This window comes from Chromobacterium aquaticum (genome assembly GCF_021129195.1).
Classification (GTDB): Bacteria; Pseudomonadota; Gammaproteobacteria; order Burkholderiales; family Chromobacteriaceae; genus Chromobacterium; species Chromobacterium aquaticum.
This window is the reverse complement of sequence record NZ_JAJOHW010000030.1, coordinates 48,228-69,940: the sequence shown is the minus strand read 5'-3', so window position 1 is coordinate 69,940 and position 21,713 is coordinate 48,228. Positions and strand designations below refer to the sequence as shown.

Sequence of the window (21,713 nt, the reverse complement as noted above, 5' to 3'; positions counted from 1 at the left end):
GGCCAAGACCCTGGGCTTCCACACCACCGGCCTGCTGCTGGACTACGTGGCCTCGCCGTTTGGCCAGCCGCAGCCGGAAAGCATCGTGCTGGGCTGCCTGCCGCTGCGAAGCCGGCCTATCCCCGCCTTGAACTGGCCGGCGGCGTGGCGGGAGTGGCTGACGCCGCTGAGCCGTGCCTTCGGCAGCATGCCGCCGCCGGCGCAGGGGCCGGCCGGCGGACTCAGCATCGCCAGCCATGGGCGGCGGCTGGAAGTGGGGCTGGAAGAGATCAGCGGCGGCCGGCTGCGGGAAGTGGCGGCCTTGCCGGCCGGGCGGCTGGTCTATGTCAGGCTGGCGCTGGGGCCGGACGCCCCGCGCGCGGCGGCGGCATTGCAACAGGCCGGCTTCGTTTGCGGCGGTCTGGTGCCTGGCCCGGAGGGCAGCTGGCAGGCGCTGCTGCTGCGCGGACACGGCCGGCAGGAACTGGCGCTGAGCTGCCCCTTGGCCAATCGTCTGCATCAGTTGAGTCAGCAGGTGGCGGCCGTTGCCGCCTGAGAGCCTGTTCAAAGTCTGCTGCGCTTGGTGAAGCCTTGCACGGTGAGTACCAGCTCAAAGTGCTCATGTACCACTCGTACATTCCGCTTTTTCGCTCGTTTTCGCCTTGTCTCGCTCTTGCTCCCGAGACTTTGAACAGGCTCTGAGAACCTATACGATCTGCTGCGCGTCTTTGATTACCAGCGGTAACGCACTCCGACCGTGCCGCCCAAGGCATAGCTGCCATTGCTGCCCAGCGCGTGGCGGTAGTTCAGCTCGGCGTAGGCGTCCACCGTGCGCTTGTTATTGCTCCAGTTGCCGCCGGCGCCCAGTTCCGCGCTGGTTTTCTGGGTATGAAACTGCAGCGGCGTATTGCTGAACAACACCAGGCTGTTGTCCTGAAAACTGTGGAGCAAATCCGCCTTGAGGTAGGCGTTCAAGCCGCGGCCCTCGTCTTCCGGCCTGGCGTAACGCCAGGCGACGCCCAGCCGGCCCATCAGGCTGTGATCGGAATTGGCCGGCTGGCTGTCGCCGTTGGAATCGGTGTAGCTGTTCAGCCGGTTGTTCTGCCACACCATTTGCCATTGCGGCACCATGCTCCAGTTGCGGTTGAGCGCGTATTGATAGCCGGTTTCCAGGCTTAACAAGCCGCCATTGCCATCCGGGCTGCCATTCACGCTGTCGGCGGCAAGCTCGGTGTCATAGTGAGTCCACTTTCCCAGCACGTCCAAGTAATAGCCATTATTGCCATACCAGGTGAGGGCAAGGCCCAGGCTGTTGCTATGGAGATCCGCCTGGCCACTGGCGCCGTCCTGCAAACTCATGCGACCTTCGCCATGGCTGGCGAAAGCGCTGCCGATCAAGGAGCCCTTGTCGCCGCGCCACAGCCGGCGATCCGCGCCGACTTCGACAAAATCGCCGCTCAGTCTATAGGCGGAGGCGAAGGAGAAGCCGTTGCCGGCGATATTGCCCTCGGTGCGGCCCCAACGCCCGCCGGCTCGAGTCCAAATGGCCGGGCTGTCCGCCTCGTCCTGGCGTTGAGGCTGGTAACGGCGGTCGCCGACACGCTGCCACAGCGTGCCCAGCGTATCCAGCCCGAACTCGCTGAGCGCCAGCGGCAACATGGTTTGGATTTTGGCGATCGCAGCGAGGTCGCTGCTTTGCAGATACCAGTTCTGGCCATCGGCCTGCACCAATTGGTACTGGAAGGCGCCGGCGCTCAGCGGTGCGCCAAGTACGAAGGCGTTTTGCGCGGAATTGCCGGCATCCAGCACCTTGATGATTTCGATGCCGTCAGTCGCGCCAGTGCCGGTAAGGCTGCCCAGGCCGCCGGCTCTGCTGACGAAAACCCGCGTGGCGCCGCCGCTGCCAAGCGCGGTGCGATCCAGCACCAGCACATCGCTCAGGCTGGCCGCGCCGCCCTGGTTCAACACGGTATCCACGCGCAGCTGTCCGCCGTTCGAGGTATAGACGCCGCCGCCGGAAGTGCCCGCCGCATGGCTGCCGGTAATGACCAGCAAATCGCCCGCCACGGCTTGGCCGGCCCCGTTATCCACCCCCTGTAAAGTAATGACGCCGCTATTGGTGAAGTTGCTGACCCCGGTCAGCTGTCCTTGCACCACGCCGTTGCCAGGCAGCAGGCTACCCGCGGTTTGCCATGCGCCGCTGTTGTTGACGCTTTGCGGATTGGACACCGCCAGCAGGCGTAGCACGCCGTTGGCGTTGTTATTGAAAACGCCGTTGATCTGCGCCACGGCCACGCTTTGCACGCCGGCCACATAATTGCGCAGGTCGAAGGACTGCGAGGAGTTGTTGTTGAAGGCGTTGCCGCTGCCCTGCAAGGTGACATAGCCGTAGAGGGTGCCGTCGTTATTGATGGTGACATTGCCGGTGCGGCCGTTGACGGCGAAGTCGCTGGCGCCCGTTAGCGTGGCGCCCGCATGGTTATTGACGACGGCGCTGCCGGCGTTGATGTCCACCACCGCGGAGGTGGTGCTCTGCGTGGTGGCGGTGGCGTAGTTGTCCACCGAGGCCTGGCTGGCGTTCGCCACCTGTAAGGCCACGCCGGAAAGATCGCCGCTCAAGGGCACGGCGCCGGTGCCGGTGAGATTGGCGTTGGCGATCAGGGCGACGCTGCCGTTGGGAGAACTGCCACGCAGGGCGGTGACGCCAGTGACCGCGCTATTGGCGCTCACATTGATATTGCCGCCGGCGGCGATCGCATTGATGCCGTAGCCGTTCTGGCTGCTCAGCGCGCCATTGCCGACGATGGAGACATTGCCGCTGCCCACGGTCGAGCCCTGTACCGCGGTGCGCGTCGCATTGACGGTGTTGTTGATCTGCAGCTGCACGTTCGCGGTATTGCCGGCCCCGGTGATATTGGCCACGATCCCGCTGCGGCCCACGGCTTGCGCGCCGCCTATCGTGCCATTGGTGGTCAGATTGATGCCGCCGGTGCTGCCCTGCGACAAGATGGCCACGCCGGAGAAGGTGGTGCTGATGTCGGTGCCGGCCACGGTGTTCAGCGTGACACCGCTGGCGCTGACATTGTTGCCGGTAAAGAACAACGCCACGGCATTGGTGCCGTTGCTGGTGACATTGCCCACTGTCCCCTGCACGCCGCCATTGGTGGCGCTGACGGTGATGGCGCCCCTGACCGGCGCTGTGCTGCTGTCGATGCTTACCTGGCCGCCGTTGCTGTTTATGTTTATCGCGTAGGTGCCGGTGCCGGAAGCGTTGAGCGCTCCCTTGCTGACGATGTTGACATTGCCGGTGCTGAAACTGTTCACCGAGATGGCGGAGTTGCCGGAGTCGATCAGGCCATTGTTCTGGATGGTGATGTTGCCGCCATTGCTGGTGCTGTTGATGCCGGAAGAGTTGCCCGACGACACCTTGCCGTTATTCACGATCAGGGTATCGCCCGAGACGCCGTTGCTGTGAGTGTCGATGCCGTTATTGCTTTGCACCTGAACCTGGCCATTTGCGGCGTTGGTGACATTGATGTTGCCGCCGCCCTCCGTCGTCGCGCCAAGGCCGGACTGACCGCTGGCGGTGACCGTCCCGCTATTGCTGATGGCGGCGGAACCGCTGCCGTTGTTCCACACAAGGAGGCCGCCTGGGGCATTGATGCTGGCGGCGTTGTTCAACTGGATATTTCCGCTATTGCTGACCGAGGTGGTGATCTGCACTGCGCCGTTATTCTGGCCACCGTTGGGGGTGGCGACGACTTGGCTGGCGGCGTCCAGGGTCAGGCTGACCGCGCCATTGGCGTTGTTGACTTGCAAGGCGGACTGCATGCTTGCCGACAAGGTGCTGCCCGTGACGGTGAGGGTGCTGGCGCCGCTTGGATTATTCAGATTGACGCTGCCAGCCAGATTCGCATTGAGGAAATCGATTTCGCCGATGCTGCTGCCATAGCTGAGGCTGCCGCTGAGGGCGCCGGTGCATGAGACGGTCGTGGTGCCGGTGCATGCGGCTTGGGCCCATTGGGGGGCGTAGAACACGGCGGCCACCAAGATGGGAATGGCTTTGGGCAGAGGGGAGAATCGCGGCGGAGCCTGGGGGGAAAAGCGTTGCTTCTGATGATTTTTTGCCATGGGAATGCCAACCATTGGTAAGTGAAGAAAACCGAGAACGGGGCTATGCGTCCCGGCTGTCCTCCCCTTGCTCAATGTCATGCGCTACCATATGACGGCTCATTGCCAGCAGCCTGTTCAACTTATCTCAAATCCTCTGCGCCGGCTCAGCCGGGCTTCATCCTGGCGTCTCGGCATCAATGGGCCGGCGCGATCCCGCTTGCTCTCGCTGCTTCGCGAACCTGGAAAATCGCTCAAACCGATCCATGATTAAGGACATGAGTGTCAGCAGGAATTGTGGTTTTGAAAGTGAACAATACAAAATGAATTAAAGGAATCGCTTGATTCGAACGAGCCATGAATATTTCTCTCCGTCACTTGCGCGCTTTTGTTGCCGTGGCCGAAGCCTCCAGTTTCACCACGGCCGCCCGCCAGCTATTCCTGACGCAGTCCACGCTGACCAAGACCATACGTGAATTGGAGCAGGAAATCGGCCTGACGCTGTTCGAGCGCACCACCCGCAAGGTGGCGCTGACCGCGCAAGGCAATGCCTTCATGCCGGTTGCGCGCCGGCTGCTGAATGACTTTGAACTGCTGCTGTCCGATTTGCGCGAGAAATCCGCCGGCAGCAGCGGCAGCGTCTATGTGGCCAGCAGCCTGGCGTTTGCGTCCTGCGTGCTGCCCGAGGTGCTCAAGCGGTTGAAACAAGACTATCCGTGCATACACGTGCGCCTGCTGGACGACACCAGCGGCGGCGTGGTGCGCCGCATAGAGTCGGGCGAGGTGGACATCGGCATCGGTTCCTACGTGGGGGCGGCCGGCAATAAGCTGGACAAGCGCAAGCTGCTTTCCGCCCGGCTGGGGGTGATGTTTCCACCGGGATCGCAACTGCCGACGGGTCCGTTGAGCGGGCCGTCGCTGCGGGACCTGCCCCTGCTGCAGGACGAGGGCGACACCAGCATCATGGCTACGCTGGCACACAGCCTGCCCGGGCTGTGGCTGCAGGTGAACAGCAAGATCACCGTCACCAATCTGGACATCCAGTTCGCGCTGATCCGCGCCGGTGTCGGCGCCTGCGTGCTGTCGGCGCTGGCGGCATCGCATCCGACGGCGCGGGACCTGCCCTATCGCTTGCTGGAGGCCGTGGGGCTGCAACGCGACATCCACGTTTTCACGCGGCGCGGCGTGCCGTTGTCGCCAGCCGCCTTCACGTTTCTGCAGGTGCTGGAGGAGGTGTTGCCGGACATCGCTTTCCATCCCGGCGTGACGCTGGCGGTATGAGTGTGCCCGGGTCCAGGTCGCGCCAGCCGGCGTCGCTTAGAACCCGTTCAAGGTCTGCTGCGCTTCATGAGGCGTGGCACGGTGAGTACCGCTTCGAAATGCTCATCTACCGCTTGTACATTCCGCTTTCTCAGCCGCAACGCCTTGTCTCGCCTTAGCTCGCGAGACTTTGAACCGGTTCTTATTGCGCGCAGCGCGCTTCCACCCTGCTATCCGCTTGCCGCGTCGCGGACTTTGCCCGGGATGGGCAACTTCTTTTGCCCGCGATCGAGCGTCGACACGTTCGCCAGCGGCGGATCGATGTTTTGAATGCGCGGCCGGGCTGTCTAGCCTTTCAAGCCGGCGGCGTCCCGCAACAGCTCGCGGAGGAAGCTGCGGGTGTGGGCGCGCGCCGCCGGCAGATTGTAAAGCGTGTGCGGCGCATGCGGCAGGATGAGCAGCTTGGCGCGGGTGGCGTCGCGCAGCGCATGGCCGCTGTGGCCCAGCACCGGCAAGCCCCGGTTCAGCGGACTGTCCGCGCTGAAATAGGGATCGTGGCCGGACAGGATGTTGAGAATGGGGCAATCCGGCGCAAAGCCGTTGTCGGCACGGTCGACGAAATAATTATCCTCGCAGGGCCAGGAGTAAATCAGCCGGCCCAGGAACTCGGCGCCGCGCCAGCGGGCGACGGCCACCGCGCCCTCGCTGCTGCCGGCCAGGAACACCCGGCGGGCATCCACCCAGGGCAGACGCGGCAAGACCGCCACCGCGGCGCGGATCTCATCCAGCCGCAGCCTGTGCACGGCTTCATACACCTCGCGCGGAGCCGGGCTTTGGTAGCGCGGCCGCGCGGCGCGGGCAAGGCTGTCCGGCGCCAGCGTGGCCAGCCCCAATGCGCCGCTCAGCCAGCGCTGGTAACTCCGGGTCTGCTCGTTCAGGCCGGACGAGCCATGCAGGAACAGCAGCAGCGGGCCGGGCGGCAGGGCCGCCGGCTCCGGCAGCGCGGCCAACTGGCCAAACCAGACCGCGCCGCCGTCCTGCGGCAAGGATACTTCCGCTCGCGCCAACTCCGGCGGCCAGTCAGTCGGTGACATTGGTTTGCTGGCACTCATCTGCAAAATCTCCAGAATCGATCCATGATTAAGAAGCCTCGCGCATTGCGCTTGCCCTGCGCCAAGACGACGCAGCCGAACCAGACGAACCAGACCTAGCTTCTGCCATGGTATCGGCTGAGTGGCGTCGGGGAGACGATATTATTTTGTTTGAAAGTTATTGGTGTAAAATGAATTAACAAGCATGATTGATTCGAATAAGCCATGAACATTTCACTCCGCCACCTGCGCGCGTTCGCGGCCGTCGCCACCGCAGAGAGCTTCACCGCTGCGTCCCGCCAGTTATTCCTGACGCAGTCCACGCTGACCAAGACCATACGCGAATTAGAGCAGGAGATCGGCCTGACGCTGTTCGAGCGCACCACCCGCAAGGTGTCGCTGACCACGCAAGGCAATGCCTTCCTGCCGGTTGCGCGCCGGCTGCTGAATGATTTCGAACTGCTGTTGTCCGATCTGCGCGAGAAATCCGCCGGCAGCAGCGGCAGCGTCTACGTGGCCAGCGGCATGGCGTTTGCGTCCTGCGTGCTGCCCGAGGTGCTCAAGCGGCTGAAAAGAGACTACCCGTGCATCCATGTGCGTCTGCTGGACGACACCAGCGGCGGCGTGGTGCGCCGCATAGAGTCCGGCGAGGTGGACATCGGCATCGGCTCCTACGTGGGAGCGGTTGGCAACAAACTGGACAAGCGCAAGCTGCTTTCCGCCCGGCTGGGGGTGATGTTTCCACCAGGCTCGCAACTGCCGACGGGGCCGTTGAGCGGGCAGTCGCTGCGGGACCTGCCCCTGATGCAGGACGAGAGCGACACCAGCATCATGTCCGCGTTGGAACAGTGTCTGCCGGAGTTGTGGCAGAAGGTGAACAGCAAGATCACCGTCACTAATCTTGACATCCAGTTCGCGCTGATCCGCGCCGGTGTTGGCGCCTGCGTGCTGTCGGCGCTGGCGGCATCGCATCCGACCGCGCAGGATCTGCCCTATCGCTTGCTGGATGTGGCGGGGCTGCAGCGCGAGATCCATATCTTCACGCGGCGTGGCGTGCCGCTGTCGCCGGCGGCCTTCACGTTTCTGCAGGTGCTGGAGGAGGTGCTGCCCAGCATCGCTTTCCATCCCGGCGTGACGCTGACGGTATGAGCTGGAAGTTCGTGGCGCCACCATTTCTTTATCAACGGCCCAAGCAAAAAGCCCAGCGTTGAGCTGGGCTTTTTGTTTTACAACACAAGGGCCTTACTTGCCGATGCAGAAACGGCTGAAAATCACCCCCAGCAGATCGTCGGCGCTGAATTCGCCGGTGATCTCGGACAACGCGTTCTGCGCCATGCGTAATTCCTCGGCGAAGATTTCCACCCGTTCCCAATCCATGTGCGCCAGCTCCAGGTGCTCGGCGGCGCGGCGGATGGCGTCCAGGTGGCGCTGGCGCGCCAGGAACACGCCTTCGCCGCCGCCGCTATAACCTATCATCTCCAGCAGCTTGGCCTTGAGCAGCTCCACGCCGGCGTGGGTGCGCGCGGACAGGCGCACCAGCGGGTGGCCGTCCTCATCGGCCAGGCCCGGCGCCTCGCCGGACAGGTCCACCTTGTTGAACACATGCACGCGCGGCAGCGCCGCCGGCAGCCGTTGCAGAATGGCCTGCACCTCGCCGGTGAGGCCGTCGCGGCTGTCCGCCAGCACCAGGGCCAGGTCCGCGCGCTCCACCGCCTGCCAGGTGCGTTCTATGCCTATCTTCTCCACCACGTCGTCGGTGTCGCGCAGGCCGGCGGTATCGATGATGTGCACCGGCACGCCGTCGATGACGATCTCCTCGCGCACGGTGTCGCGGGTGGTGCCGGCGATGTCGGTCACGATGGCGATGTCGTCGCCGGCCAGCGCGTTCATCAGGCTGGACTTGCCGACATTGGGCTGGCCCACCAGCACCACGTGCATGCCCTCGCGCAGGATGGCGCCCTGCTTGGCGGTGGCCTGCACCTGCACCAGCCGGCCGCGCAGCCGTTCAAGCTTGCCCAGCGCGTCCGCCTGCTTGAGGAAATCGATCTCTTCTTCCGGGAAGTCCAGCGTTGCCTCCACCAGCATGCGCAGGGTGATCAGCTCGTCCACCAGCACGTGGATTTCCTTGGAGAAAGCGCCCTTCAGCGATTTGAGCGCGCTCTTGGCCGCGGTTTCGCTGCTGGCGTCGATCAAGTCCGCCACGCTTTCCGCCTGGGCCAGGTCCAGCTTGTCGTTGAGGAAGGCGCGCTTGGTGAATTCGCCCGGCTCCGCCAGCCGCGCGCCCAGCTCCACGCAGCGCGCCAGCAGCATTTTCAGCACCACCGGCCCGCCGTGGCCCTGCAATTCGATCACATCCTCGCCGGTGAAGCTGTTGGGGCCGGGGAAGTAGAGCAGCAGGCCGTTGTCCAGCGGCTGGCCGTGGGCGTCGACGAAATCGGTGTACAGCGCATAGCGCGGCTTGGGCGTCTTGCCGCCGCTGACGGCGGCGGCGAAGGGCAGCAAATCCTTGCCGGACACGCGGATCACGCCGACGCCGCCGCGGCCGGGAGCGGTGGCGATGGCGCAGATGGTGGCGGGGGTGTAGCTGAGGCTCATGGGCATTCCTTGGAATCTGGGCCGCGGCCCCCGCGCGGCGGGGCGTCGTGGCGAGTACGCTTCAATTATCCAGCAAAAAACCCGGCCATGCGGCCGGGTTTGGGGTTCAGAGCGCGCCGGGCAATCAGGATTGCAGCGCGGCCTTGTTTTTCTTCTCGATGCTCTTGTTGATCTGCCACTGCTGGGCCATCGACAAGATGTTGTTGACCACGTAGTACAGCACCAGGCCGGACGGGAAGAAGAAGAACATCACCGAGAAGGCCACCGGCATGATCTTCATCATCTTGGCCTGCATCGGGTCCGCCGGCGGCGGGTTCAGGAAGGTCTGCAGGAACATGGTGGCCGCCATGATCACCGGCAGCACATAGAACGGGTCCGGGCGGGCCAAGTCGGTGTACCACAGAATCCACGGCGCCTGGCGCAGCTCGACCGAAGCCAGCAGCGCCCAGTACAGGCCGATGAACACCGGGATCTGGATCAGCATGGGCAGACAGCCGCCCAGCGGATTCACCTTCTCGGACTTGTACATCTCCATCACCGCCTGCTGGAACTTCATGCGGTCGTCGCCGTACTGCTCCTTCATGCGCTCAAGACGCGGCGCCAGCGCCTTCATCTTGGCCATGGAGCGGTAGGACGCGGCGGTCAGCGGGTAGAAGATGGCCTTCACGGTCAGCGTCAGCAGCACGATGGCCCAGCCCCAGTTCTGCACCAGCAGGTGCAGCTTGGTCAGCAGCCAGAACAGCGGGGAGGCGAAGATGTGGAAGATGCCGAAGTCCTTGGCGTATTCCATGCCGTCGGCCAGCTTGCTGATCACATCGTACTCTTCCGGGCCGGCGAACAGCGGCACCGACACGCTCAGGCTCTGGCCCGGAGCGATGGTGGCGTAATCCACCAGCGCGGCGGCAGAGTTCAGGCCGTTGCTCTGCTTCAGCTCAAAGCGGCAGGACTTGTCGTCCTTGCACACGCTGGCGCCGTCCAGCGGCTTCAGGATCCACGCGGACATGAAGTAGTGCTGGATCATCGCCACCCAGCCATCGCTGCCGGTCTTGGCGTAATCGCCCTTGCCCTTGGCCAGATCGTCGAAGCTCACCTTCTGGAATTTGTTTTCCGAGGTGTACACCGCCGGGCCGGTGAAGGTGTGGGCCAGGCGGCCTTCGCCTTCCGGAGTCTGGCTGTCGCGCAGCAGGCGGTAGTAAGCGGTGGCGGCCAGCGGCGCGGCGCCGCCGTTGGCGATGTCGTAACGCACGCCGATCTTGTAGCTGCCCTTGGTGAAGGTGTAGATCTTGCTGACCTTCACGCCATTGGCTTCCGGCGCGCTCAGCTTCACTTCCAGCTTGTCGCCGGAGAGCTCGTAGCTGGTTTTTTCCGCGGTGAACACGGTTTTGTGGGTGGGCAGCGCCGGATTGCTGGCGGCCACCAGGCCGGTTTGCGCCACATAGACGCGGCCGTTCTTGTCTGTCAGCAGATCAAGCGGCTTTTTGCTGTCCACGGCGGAATCGTGCTTCAACAGCGTCAGCTGGCGCAGATCGCCGCCCACGGTGTCGATTTCCGCCTTCAGCACATCGGTGTTCACCAGGATGCGCTGGTCGGAAGTCAGCTTGTTGGAATCCACTGGCTGGGCGTTATGGGACGCGCTGTTGGCGGCCTGCTGCTGCGTGGCGGCCTGCTTTTGCGCGGCCACCTGCTGCGGCGTCGGCTTGGGCGCGAAGAATTCCTGCCAACCTAGCAGGATGCCCAGGGACAGCACGATGAAGATTATGAGTCGCTTGGAATCCATCTCTCGATACCGGATTTAAGTTCAGGGAACTGGGTCGTAGCCGCTGCCGCCCCAAGGGTGGCAACGTCCGATGCGTTTGGCGGCCAGCCAGCCGCCCTTGAGTGCGCCATGCTTTCGCAACGCCTCGATCGCGTAGCTGGAACAGGTGGGCTGGAAGCGGCAACGCGGTGCCAGCCACGGGCTGATAGCCAGCTGATAAAAACGGATCAAGAGGACGAAGAGACGCGACATCGTGCCAGTTTAGCAAACAGAGAAGACAAAGCCGTGATCACTTCAGTTCGCTCGGCGCGAGTGAAAGGCACCTTGGCGCGGACCACGAAGTCCATGTCCGGCAGCGTTTGCCGGTTCAGGCGGAACCACTCGCGCACCGTGCGCTTGATGTAATTACGACGCACGGCCCGCTTGTGGACCTTGCGGCCCACCACCAGGCCCAGCCGCGCATGACCCAACTCATTGGGGCGGGCCGACACCTGGAACGTAGCGTTGCTGCGCGACAAGCGCAAACTAAAAACGGATGAGAACTCATCCGTTTTTAATAGCCGGTGCGCACGGCGAAAGCGGTAAGCCGACAATGGCTTATACGGCCAGACGCTTGCGGCCTTTGGAACGGCGAGCGGCGATGACTGCGCGGCCGCCGCGGGTCTTCATGCGGACCAGAAAGCCGTGGGTACGCTTACGACGGGTATTGGAGGGCTGGTAAGTACGCTTCATGATTGGAATTCCTGTTTCGAAACGGAAATAAACGCGTGATTTGACAGGATAAACGCCGGTTTGTCAATGAGGAATTTTCTAAGCACCTGTGGATAACTTTGAGAAAAACCGTTAGAATGCCAAGGCTTACCGTTCCATGCCCGCTGCGCAATTATTGAACGCGCGCGCCGCCAGCCCCGCTGACGCCGCCCGCGTGGCCGCGCCGGGCGGGAACGCCGCCAGAGTACCACTGCCAAAATTCAGCACCTGACCACTGGCGCCACGCGCGCCCGCGCAAGCGCGGCGCGGCCTGGAGCCAGGAATTTTGCCAGCGGTTCTCGGGGCCCGCCCGGCCCGCCGCCTTGCGGCGTTTGGCTTGCCGGCGGGCCTTGAATCATGCCGAACACACGTCGTCCGCCCCGCGCGCGGGGCGCGGCGGCTTCTCCCGCCGCTTGGCCGTAACGCCGACAGCGGGTTTTTCGCTTTTACTTGCGTATATGTAATGACCGAACTGGATCAATTTTGGCCTGGCTGCCTGGCCCGCCTGGAGGCCGAACTGTCTTCGCAACAGTTCAATACCTGGATCAAGCCGCTATCGGCCGAAACCACGGAAGAAGGCATCGCGCTATTTGCGCCCAACCGCTTCATCATGCAGTTCATCAAGGACCGCTTCCTGGCGCGCATTGAAGAACTGGCGGTGGAACTGGTGGGCGAATGCCTGGTGGAACTGCGCCTGGGCGCGCCCGCCGGCCGTCCGGCCGCCGCGCCCGCGGTGATGCCGGCCAAAGCCAAGCCCACGCCCAGCACGCCGGCGCCCAGCGCGCCGTCCCAGGCCAAGCAGGCCGCGGTCAAGGCCATTGGCGGCAGCCACGAAAGCACCCGGCTCAACCCCTCGTTCACCTTCGACACCCTGGTGACCGGCAAGGGCAACCAGCTGGCGCGCGCCGCGGCCATGCAAATTGCGGAAAACCCGGGCGACCAAGCCTACAACCCGCTGTTCGTTTACGGCGGCGTGGGCCTGGGTAAGACCCACTTGATCCAGGCCATCGGCAACCACGTGTTCCAAAAGAACCCGCAAGCCAAGATCCGCTACATCCACGCCGAACGCTATGTGGCCGACATCATGCGCGCCTACCAGCACAAGGCCTTTGACGAATTCAAGCGCTACTACCACTCGCTGGACCTGCTGCTGATCGACGACATCCAGTTCTTCGCCGGCAAGAACCGCACCCAGGAAGAATTCTTCTACGCCTTCAACGCGCTGATCGAGGGCGGCAAGCAGGTGATCATGACCTGTGACAGCTACCCCAAGCAGATAGAAGGCATGGAAGAGCGGCTGATCTCCCGCTTCTCCTGGGGCCTGACCGTGGAAATCCAGCCGCCGGAGCTGGAAATGCGCGTGGCCATTCTGATGAAAAAGGCCGAGGCGGACAGCATCAAGCTGGACCACAACGTGGCCTTCTTCATTGCCCAGAACGTGCGCTCCAACGTGCGCGAACTGGAAGGCGCGCTCAAACGCGTGGTGGCTTACGCCCGCTTCACCAATCAGAACATCTCGCTGGAACTGGTCAAGGAAGCGCTCAAGGACATCCTGGCCGCCGGTAACCGCCAGGTGACCGTGGACGCCATCCAGAAAACCGTGGCCGAGTACTACAAGATCAAGCTGTCCGACATGCACAGCAAAAAGCGCAGCCGCGACATCGCCCGGCCGCGCCAGGTGGCGATGGCGCTGGCCAAGGAACTGACCCAGCTGTCCCTGCCCAATATCGGCGACGCCTTTGGCGGCCGCGACCACACCACCGTGCTGCACGCCTGCAAGACCATTGCCGAAATGCGCGGCAACGACGCCGATATCGCTCACGATTACGACACGCTGCTGGCCATGCTGCGTAACTAAGACCATGAAGCCTAACTTGAACCGACTCACAAACACCCAACGGGAGCCCGCCCCATGCTGATCCTGCAAGCCGAACGCGATGCCCTGCTCAAGCCACTGCTGGCAGTCACCGGCATTGTCGAGCGTCGTCACACCCTGCCCATCCTGTCCAATGTGCTGATAGAGAAAAAGGGCGGACAAGTGGGCTTCCTGGCCACGGACCTGGAAATCCAGATCACCACCGCCAGCAGCGACGAATTGCCGGGCGAAGACTTCCGCCTGACCACCTCCGCCAAAAAGCTGCAGGACATCCTGCGCGCCATCCCGGGCAACGCCACCGTGACCCTGGAACAACTGGACGGCGGCCGCCTGACCCTGAAAGCCGGCAAGAGCCGCTTCAACCTGCAAACCCTGCCGGCAGACGACTTCCCGCTGTTGTCCGTGGGCAGCGCCAGCGACTCCAGCTTCAGCCTGAGCCAGCGCGAACTCAAGCGCCTGATCTCCCAGGTGCAATACGCGATGGCGGTGCAGGACATCCGCTACTACCTGAACGGCCTGCTGATGCAGACCGACGGCAACCAAGTACGCCTGGTGGCCACCGACGGCCACCGCCTGGCCTTTGCCAGCGCGGACGTGGAAGCCAACCTGCCCAAGTCCGAAGTGATCCTGCCGCGCAAGACCATCATCGAACTGTACAAGCTGCTGCAGGACATCGACGACCCGATCAATATCGAAGTGCTGGCCAACCAGGTGCGCTTCAGCTTTGGCTCCACCGTCATCATCAGCAAAGTGGTGGACGGCAAGTTCCCGGACTACAACCGCGTCATCCCGCTGGACAACGACAAGATCTTCCTGATTGAACGCCTGGAATTCCTGCACGCCCTGCAGCGCGCCGCCATTCTGGCCAACGAGAAATTCCGCGGCGTGCGCCTGGTGCTCAAGCCCGGCTCCATGTCCATTCTCTGCACCAACAGCGAGCAGGAAGAAGCGGAAGAAGAACTGGAAATTGCCTACCAGGGCGGCGAACTGGAAATCGGCTTCAACATCAACTACCTGATGGACGTGCTGACCAACCTGCCGGCGGACACCCTGCAACTGGCCTTTGGCGACTCCAACCGCAGCACCCTGGTGACCATCCCGGACGTCAGCAACTTCAAATACATCGTCATGCCCATGCGCATTTGACGACGGCGGCCACCCGGCAGCCCGCCGGCGGCGGAGGCCCAGCCCCCGCCCCGGCCGACGGATTTTCAGATTGACCGGCAGAGGCCGGCCGCGCGGCGCCAGGAGTCACTCCCGGCCCGCCCGGCCCCTCTCCATACAGAAAGCAGCAGATGAGCGAACAGGAATACGGCGCGGATAGCATCAAAGTCCTCAAAGGATTGGATGCGGTACGCAAACGCCCCGGCATGTATATTGGCGACACATCGGACGGCACCGGCTTGCACCACATGGTGTTTGAAGTGCTGGACAACGCCATTGACGAAGCGCTGGCCGGCCATGCCGACACCATCAAGGTCATCATCAACCCCGACAACTCCATCACCGTGGAAGACAACGGCCGGGGCATCCCCACCGACATCCACCCGGAAGAAGGGCGATCGGCGGCGGAAGTGATCATGACCATCCTGCACGCCGGCGGCAAATTCGACAGCAACAGCTACAAGATCTCCGGCGGCCTGCACGGCGTGGGCGTCTCCGTGGTGAACGCGCTGTCAGACTGGCTGAAACTGAAAATCTGGCGCGACGGCAAAGTCCATGAAATGGAATTCCGCCGTGGCGACGCCGTGGCCCCGCTCACCGTGACCGGCCACACCAACCACCGCGGCACGGAAGTGACCTTCCGCGCCAGCGAAGAAACCTTTGGCCTGGTGGAATTCCACTTCGACATCCTGGCCAAGCGCATCCGCGAACTGTCCTTCCTCAACCAGGGCGTGGGCATCCAGCTGATAGACAAGCGCAGCGGCAAGGAAGAAAACTTTGCCTTCTCCGGCGGCGTGGCCGGCTTCGTGGAATACATGAATCGCAACAAGACCGTGCTGCACCCCAAGGTGTTCTACGGCATTGGCGAAAAAGACGGCATGAGCGTGGAAGTGGCGATGCAGTGGAACGACTCCTACCAGGAAAGCGTCCAGTGTTTCACCAACAACATCCCCCAGCGCGACGGTGGCACCCACATGACCGCGCTGCGCCAGGTGATGACCCGCACGCTGAACCAGTACATCGAAGAATCCGAAGTGGCCAAAAAGGCCAAGGTGGACACCTCCGGCGACGACATGCGCGAAGGCCTGACCTGCGTGCTCTCCGTCAAACTGCCGGACCCCAAGTTCTCCAGCCAGACCAAGGACAAACTGGTTTCCAGCGAAATTGGCCCGGTGGTCAATGAAGTGATCAGCGAAGCGCTGAAAACCTATCTGCTGGAACACCCCAACGACGCCAAGATCATCTGCGGCAAGATCGTGGAAGCCGCCCGCGCCCGTGAAGCCGCGCGCAAGGCCCGCGAGATCACCCGCCGCAAGGGCATCATGGACGGCCTGGGCCTGCCCGGCAAACTGGCGGACTGCCAGGAAAAAGACCCCAAGCTGTGCGAACTCTACCTGGTGGAGGGTGACTCCGCCGGCGGCTCCGCCAAACAAGGCCGCGACCGTAAATTCCAGGCCATCCTGCCGCTGAAGGGCAAGATCCTGAACGTGGAACGCGCCCGCTTCGACAAAATGCTGCAAAGCCAGGAAGTGGCCACCCTGATCACCGCCATGGGCTGCGGCATTGGCAAGGACGAATACAACCCGGACAAGCTGCGCTACCACCGCATCATCATCATGACCGATGCCGACGTGGACGGCGCGCACATCCGCACCCTGCTGCTCACCTTCTTCTACCGCCAAATGAGCGAACTGGTGGAGCGCGGCCACATCTACATCGCCCAGCCGCCGCTGTACAAGGCCAAACTGGGCAAGCAAGAGCGCTACCTCAAGGACGACTCCGAGCTCAACCAGTTCCTGCTGCAATTGGCGCTGGAAAAAGCCGAACTGATCCCGGCGGAAGGCGCCTCCGCGCTGTCCGGCGACACCCTGGGCGAAATTGCCCGCCAGTTCCTGCTGACCCGCTCCGTGATTGATCGCGAAAGCCGCGTGATCGACCCGCTGGTGCTGGAAGCCATGCTCAAGACCGGCCCGCTGTCCCTCAGCAGCCAGCAAGAAGCGGACGCCGCGCTGGCCAAACTGAGCGCGCTGCTGCCGGCGGACGCCATCGAACTGCAACTGCTGCGCGACGAAAAGAACGACGGCCACCTGATCAAGATCATCCGCAAACTGCACGGCAACGTGATGGTGACGGTGATGGACCAGGACTTCCTGGAATCCGGCGACTACGCGGAAATGAAGAAAACCGGCGACATGCTCAGCGGCCTGCTGCGCGAAGGCGCCCACGTCAAACGCGGCGAAACCGTGAAACCGGTGGCGGAGTTTGGCGAAGCGCTGGACTGGCTGCTGGCGGAAGTGAAGAAGGGCATGAACATCCAGCGCTATAAAGGCCTGGGCGAGATGAACCCGGAACAGCTGTGGGAAACCACGATGGACCCCACCGTGCGCCGCCTGCTGAAGGTGCGCATTGAAGACGTGATGAGCGCGGACGACGTGTTCACCACCCTAATGGGCGACGAAGTGGAACCGCGCCGGAACTTCATCGAGGGTAATGCCTTGATTGCGCGGAATATCGACGTGTAAGGGTGTAGGATCCCACGAATATCTAGATTTTTCCCACTTGTCTAGATTTTTGGGATTTCACACGCAACCTACGCTGTGAGAAGGGGATGGCCTCCAGATCTGGAGGCCATTTTTCATTTCTAAATACCAGATGGGGCCATGCAACGGTGGTGGCCAAGAATCCTGTCAGTTCGTTCAGTTTAGGGAAAGCCTTCTCTTGCGAGTTAGCTATCGCTCCTCGGCTTAATTTCCCTTAGGCAAATTACAAGATTGGCGACCTGCTTATCACTCACTTTGCGATTCGCAGCAACGTCCTTATATGGCGACGGGAGACGCGGTCTAACGAGTGCAATGACGTTCTTGTCGTTACCCTCGAAGCCTGAGAAGTCGAAGAAGGGGTAGGCGCAAAAATCCGTAGTCTCAGACTTCTCAGGAACACGGCACTGGTGATACATGAGCCGGTCGATGAATTCGGGAGACCGTACTGCCATCTCGAGAGCAGACTCTACACGCCCATCCTCCTTCGGCGGCAGCCCCTCTAGCACCTTCTGGCGAATGGTTGTGATGTTGGAGTCTGCAACAACGAAGATTGCCCATTCTTCGTCGTTCTCTCTGATCGAAGTGGATAGTCCGGCAGCTGTTGGATTTAATTCCTCGTGCAGTTCAACCTCTTGCCACGTACCATTCTTTGCCAGATAGCACTGAATGCCATAGTGCTGGAGCAGACTTGGGGGGCGCTGGGTTCCGATTCTGCTTAGGTCTGCTGTGACTGCATGTTGAAGCTGCAAAGCATAAAGTGGCCTCAGCCGGCCTGCTCGGATGTAAGCGCACTGGGCCGGATCCTTAAACGCTTCTATCTGCTCCTTGTGCCAGACGTGGAGCTTCTTCTTTCGCCAAGTGACGAGGAGCTGCTTCTTTTTGTCTGTAGGGTGAGGCATCACGACGTCAGGCAGAGCATTGGTTGCGGTCGGGATGTCTGTCGGGCCAACGACTTTGACCGAGCCTTCACACAACATGATGCTACGTTTTAGTAGTTCTTTAGGGCGGACCAGGTCGCAGGCCGGGGTGATGATTGCGAATGCTTGGGTTGGTGCAACTTCGTTGTAGTTCTTAGCGGGGAAGAAAATATCGCCAAGATAGAAGAAGCCCTCGACCGGACCCAGTCCACGCGCCTTCTCCGTCTCAAGGCGGGCCTCTGCATGAATCATGTTGGCAGAATATATTTCACCAGCCGCCGCCGATAGACTAAATCGTGAACGTGGCAGTTCCTTCAACTCGAACTTGTCGAGGCTTGTCGCAAGTGACCAGATAGCCTCTGAACCTTCCAATTTATGGGCGAAGAACTCGAGAAGCAGCTCAGCGAAGTACGTACCAAGACCAACCTTTTCAACTGCCGTGGTGTTATGGAACAGCGCAAAATAGTCCGCCAAATCCATGGAGCGCAGAGTCTCCATAACGCCGTCTGCAGCCACTGTCATTGCACTCTTAATTTCACCGAAATGTCCCTCAAGCTCTACAAGTTTTGGTAACACCTTGAGGTAACGGGACAGAATGTCCCCTAGTTCTTCAACTTGCGTGAACAGTCGCTTGTCGAGAGCCTCAAACTGCGAAGCAAAAAGCTTAGCTGATTTTCTAAAATCTTCGCGCTCATCACGCAGAGGAGTGGAAAGTGACGACATCAAGAATACGAATGGCTTACAGTCATGAACGCCACGTAGCTTGTGGACAATATTAACTGCGTCTTTGGCAGTCACCGCATTCGAACCATCCTCATTGAGCTTGAGGTCAACAAAAACGACCTGAGGCAGCTTGCTGCCGGCAACCGAGTAGTCGGCCCCGAAGCGTTGAACATCCAACTCACACTCACCGAGCTTATCCAGCAGCGGCTGAATTTGCTGAAGTTTACCCTTCTGCTCGGTTTCATAGTCGTCGTAGAGTAGGTTCCAAGTGCCACCAAGTTGCTCCTGGCGTCCATATAAATGCTGATACTTCTCCAGATCCTGCAATGCGTCTAGATAGGCATCAGCATCTGCCTCCTCCGGAAGCCCAAGTTCCATTCGGAGCACTGGAAGTGTTTCGGTTGTAAGATTATCGATAACTCTTTGTGCCTTTTCGGCTGATAGAGGAAAAGAAGGCTGTTTGTCAAAAGCATCGTCAATGATATGGATGCAGTTGATACCAGATAACCTTAAGGTCTCCTTAAGCATTACTCAGCTCCCTCTTTCAACTCAAGTACGAATGTGTTGTATCGCCCCACCCGAGGTTCCCCCAAATCCGAAAGATTGAGGGTACCTCCAAGCAGTTCTGCGTTCTGGCGCGCGATATATAGGCCGAGACCCTGTCGCCTCGATGCATTTTCAGATTTTGTGGAAAAGAACGGCTCGAAAACGGCTTGAATTCGAGATGCAGGAATGCCTGGGCCGTTATCTCTGTAGTGAATAGTCGGCGGGGATGCGGTCAACCAAACCTCAATCTTGGCATCAAGGTCAGGCGACTCCTTGCGTGCAATGTCCAACCAATAGATTGAATTATTGATAAGATTCTCGAGAATTTGAACAACATGCCCTTCGATAATAAAGGCGTGAATATCGTCTTCTTGCGTCTGGCGTGAAGCGGAAATGCGGTGCCGTGAAAACTGGGCCACGTGCCCTTCCAGGACGTAATCAACAATTCGTGCCAGTGGCTGACGTGAGCGACGTTGTCGCGCGGTTACCGAGAGAGGCTCCAGCGTGGCGAGACGCTTCTGGATGACCTTTATCTGCTGAGCCAACGTATTGAGTGCGGATGCGGAACCGGAGTCTAGGCTCTGATATTTGAGGTCTTTTAGAGTTTGCTGAGTGAGTTCTGTTGCCCTAGCAAGCTCGTGTGCAATTGTTTCTACTAGAAGACCGACCCCAGCAAGCTGAGTTAAGCGCTCCTTTTGCTCCTCAATTGTCTCGATACGCTCGATGGCGCGCCTGTGGGCATCCTTTATTTCGGCGAAAGCGTCCCGAACCTCACGTAGCAGCTTGGCGTCAACATGGAAGTCCGTTCGAATGGACTGGAGAGATTGGTCTGCGCGCGATTGGTATTTTTCGACGGCAGAGGTCTCTGCCGGCGCATCGAAAGAAGTCAGATTGGCCGCCTTCCTGGCTACCATTGCTGAGTCCAAAAAGGAACGCCACTTGATCGATACGATATTCCTCAGGAGCTTGATCAGCATCTCCTTCTCGGGAGTGTCCATCAAGCCCTGCCGATTTGTCTGGTCGACTAGCTCAGGATTGTTTGTGCGGCCAATACTTACCCGGCCAATGATTTGCTTGGTATTGAGCTTATAACCCTGAGCACCCAGTGCTTCAATGTCCAAGCCCAACCAGTCATCGCCCTCATCACCGTAGGGCAGCACTCGGTAGCCGTCGCGAAAAAGGCAAACTCCTGTCCATGTTCGAACAAGTGTCCGAACTGCAGTTATGTCACCCACGTCAGGAAAGGCACGCAAGCGTTGACGGTTGAACCAATAAAGCTCGAACTTGAATGTGCCTAGCGTGCGCAGTGTTGAAGCGGGAAGTCCACTTTCCCGAATGCCCGCCATTCCCATCAGGTCTGTCATATCGAAGACAAACGGCTCGTCCTTGGTCTCGTACAGGCTTGACGTAAACTTGAGACTGATTGAGGGCGCACCTCCATCAAGCGTCAACTGCCCAACGCATGTGCTGTGTGCGTGGCCGAGCAGTGCCTTCGCGACTTGGCGCTGTGTGTCGACGGGAGCGCCGTTGAACCAAAGCCGAATTGGAAACCGTTGAGGTTCGGCCCACGAGAACGGGTCCGTCATGCGAGCAATTTGTAGGCGAGCGATTTCCTTCAAGCTCTGGGCTGTCCACGTTGCCCTAAGATCAGAGATGGTAATCCTAGTGAATGAAGGTTCGGCCTTGGCGCCCCCTTCGTAGGGGGTAAGAACTACCGAAGAAGCATCGTCGTCAAAAGCTTCCTCGAACTCGTGCCAATTGATATCCAGGACATTTGTTGAAGAGTCGCTTTCCTTTGCCGTCTCAATCTTGACTTTCCACCCCAACCTCATGACAGATAACCGCCCCACTCCCTTTTCACCAAGGTAGGGAGGCTTGGCCACGTGGTTTTCGATGGCGTCTCGAACTGCTCTTGTTCGATTGGTCGTTCCTATAGTGAGATAAACGTCCTTCAGGTCCTTCAACGACATACCGTCGCCTGTATCCGAAACAACGATTTCACTGCTGTCGCTGTAGGCTTGACGGGCAGAAATAAGAAGAGCTTCATGACTCGAGGCGGCACTAATCCCGGCTTCATACTTCGCACGCAGTTCACGAGGCGCGTCGCTGGTTACCTTGCCAATGAAAAGGTCTTTGAAATTCTGCAGCGAGACCTGGTCAAGCTCACCGGAGCTCAGTGCACCGACAACGTTGGGCTCCTCTGCAGCTTTGATGCTTGCTTCCAGTTGCTTATAGACAGAAAGGAAGTCAGCGTGGCGGACAGTGATATTGAAGTGAACATCGACGCCATTCTTGGATTTGGCGTCAATGGAGTTCTTAATCAACTCGTAAAGTGCCACAGCATCTGACGAGATGAGTTCTGCACCCAAGTGCAAAATTGTTCGGGCAGCAATCTTGAAAGACATA

General features: G+C 60.6%; 15 protein-coding genes. 6 read left to right on the top strand and 9 right to left on the bottom strand.

The window, feature by feature from the left end; genetic code table 11:
* Positions 1-535 (top strand): hypothetical protein (locus LQT98_RS05255; protein ID WP_231461386.1); only part of this gene is annotated, 535 nt, incomplete at its 5' end.
* 176 nt (positions 536-711) lie between these two features.
* On the opposite strand, the gene LQT98_RS05250 is transcribed toward LQT98_RS05255, so the two are convergent.
* Entirely contained in the window at positions 712-4,017 is a 3,306-nt protein-coding gene (locus tag LQT98_RS05250; protein WP_231461385.1) for an autotransporter outer membrane beta-barrel domain-containing protein, read from the bottom strand.
* A 429-nt stretch (positions 4,018-4,446) separates the two neighbouring features.
* Here LQT98_RS05250 and LQT98_RS05245 point away from each other — a divergent pair, with 429 nt between their 5' ends.
* Entirely contained in the window at positions 4,447-5,370 is a 924-nt protein-coding gene (locus LQT98_RS05245) for a LysR family transcriptional regulator (protein WP_231461384.1), read from the top strand.
* Positions 5,371-5,696: 326 nt separating this feature from the next.
* Here the strand turns inward: LQT98_RS05245 and LQT98_RS05240 are convergent, their stop codons facing one another.
* Entirely contained in the window at positions 5,697-6,443 is a 747-nt protein-coding gene (locus LQT98_RS05240; RefSeq protein ID WP_231461383.1) for a dienelactone hydrolase family protein, read from the bottom strand.
* A 222-nt stretch (positions 6,444-6,665) separates the two neighbouring features.
* Between LQT98_RS05240 and LQT98_RS05235 the strand changes: the two genes are divergently transcribed.
* Positions 6,666-7,589: a LysR family transcriptional regulator gene (locus LQT98_RS05235; RefSeq protein WP_231461382.1), complete on the top strand. Its 924-nt coding sequence runs from the start codon at positions 6,666-6,668 to the stop codon at positions 7,587-7,589.
* Between the two features lie 93 nt (positions 7,590-7,682).
* Here the strand turns inward: LQT98_RS05235 and mnmE are convergent, their stop codons facing one another.
* The 5 genes from mnmE to rpmH form a co-directional block, all read right to left on the bottom strand.
* The gene (gene mnmE, locus LQT98_RS05230) at positions 7,683-9,035 is read right to left on the bottom strand and encodes a tRNA uridine-5-carboxymethylaminomethyl(34) synthesis GTPase MnmE (protein WP_231461381.1); all 1,353 of its coding nucleotides are present in this window, start codon (positions 9,033-9,035) and stop codon (positions 7,683-7,685) included.
* A 124-nt stretch (positions 9,036-9,159) separates the two neighbouring features.
* Positions 9,160-10,812, bottom strand: coding sequence for a membrane protein insertase YidC (gene yidC / locus LQT98_RS05225; RefSeq protein WP_231461380.1), 1,653 nt, complete (start codon positions 10,810-10,812; stop codon positions 9,160-9,162).
* Positions 10,813-10,833: 21 nt separating this feature from the next.
* Positions 10,834-11,043 carry a membrane protein insertion efficiency factor YidD gene (yidD, locus tag LQT98_RS05220; RefSeq protein WP_082150824.1) on the bottom strand — a complete coding sequence of 70 codons (210 nt, stop codon included), beginning with the start codon at positions 11,041-11,043 and terminating at the stop codon, positions 10,834-10,836.
* Positions 11,019-11,384, bottom strand: a complete 366-nt coding sequence (gene rnpA / locus LQT98_RS05215) for a ribonuclease P protein component (RefSeq protein WP_048408087.1) — start codon at positions 11,382-11,384, stop codon at positions 11,019-11,021. The genes yidD and rnpA overlap by 25 nt, the downstream gene beginning before the upstream one ends.
* 4 nt (positions 11,385-11,388) lie before the next feature.
* Entirely contained in the window at positions 11,389-11,523 is a 135-nt protein-coding gene (rpmH, locus tag LQT98_RS05210) for a 50S ribosomal protein L34 (protein ID WP_048408088.1), read from the bottom strand.
* A gap of 481 nt (positions 11,524-12,004) precedes the next feature.
* On the opposite strand from rpmH, the gene dnaA reads away from it, so the two are divergent.
* The 3 genes from dnaA to gyrB all read left to right on the top strand — a co-directional run bounded on the left by dnaA (position 12,005) and on the right by gyrB (position 17,103).
* Positions 12,005-13,399, top strand: a complete 1,395-nt coding sequence (gene dnaA, locus LQT98_RS05205; protein ID WP_048408089.1) for a chromosomal replication initiator protein DnaA — start codon at positions 12,005-12,007, stop codon at positions 13,397-13,399.
* A gap of 54 nt (positions 13,400-13,453) precedes the next feature.
* Positions 13,454-14,563, top strand: a complete 1,110-nt coding sequence (dnaN, locus tag LQT98_RS05200) for a DNA polymerase III subunit beta (RefSeq protein WP_048408090.1) — start codon at positions 13,454-13,456, stop codon at positions 14,561-14,563.
* A gap of 149 nt (positions 14,564-14,712) precedes the next feature.
* Positions 14,713-17,103, top strand: a complete 2,391-nt coding sequence (gyrB, locus tag LQT98_RS05195; protein ID WP_231461379.1) for a DNA topoisomerase (ATP-hydrolyzing) subunit B — start codon at positions 14,713-14,715, stop codon at positions 17,101-17,103.
* Between the two features lie 203 nt (positions 17,104-17,306).
* On the opposite strand, the gene LQT98_RS05190 is transcribed toward gyrB, so the two are convergent.
* Positions 17,307-19,289, bottom strand: a complete 1,983-nt coding sequence (locus tag LQT98_RS05190; RefSeq protein WP_231461378.1) for a hypothetical protein — start codon at positions 19,287-19,289, stop codon at positions 17,307-17,309.
* Positions 19,289-21,712 (bottom strand): sensor histidine kinase, encoded by a 2,424-nt coding sequence (locus LQT98_RS05185; protein WP_231461377.1) that lies wholly within the window; start codon positions 21,710-21,712, stop codon positions 19,289-19,291. Before LQT98_RS05185 ends, LQT98_RS05190 begins: the two co-directional genes overlap by 1 nt.
* Position 21,713: the final 1 nt, after the last annotated feature.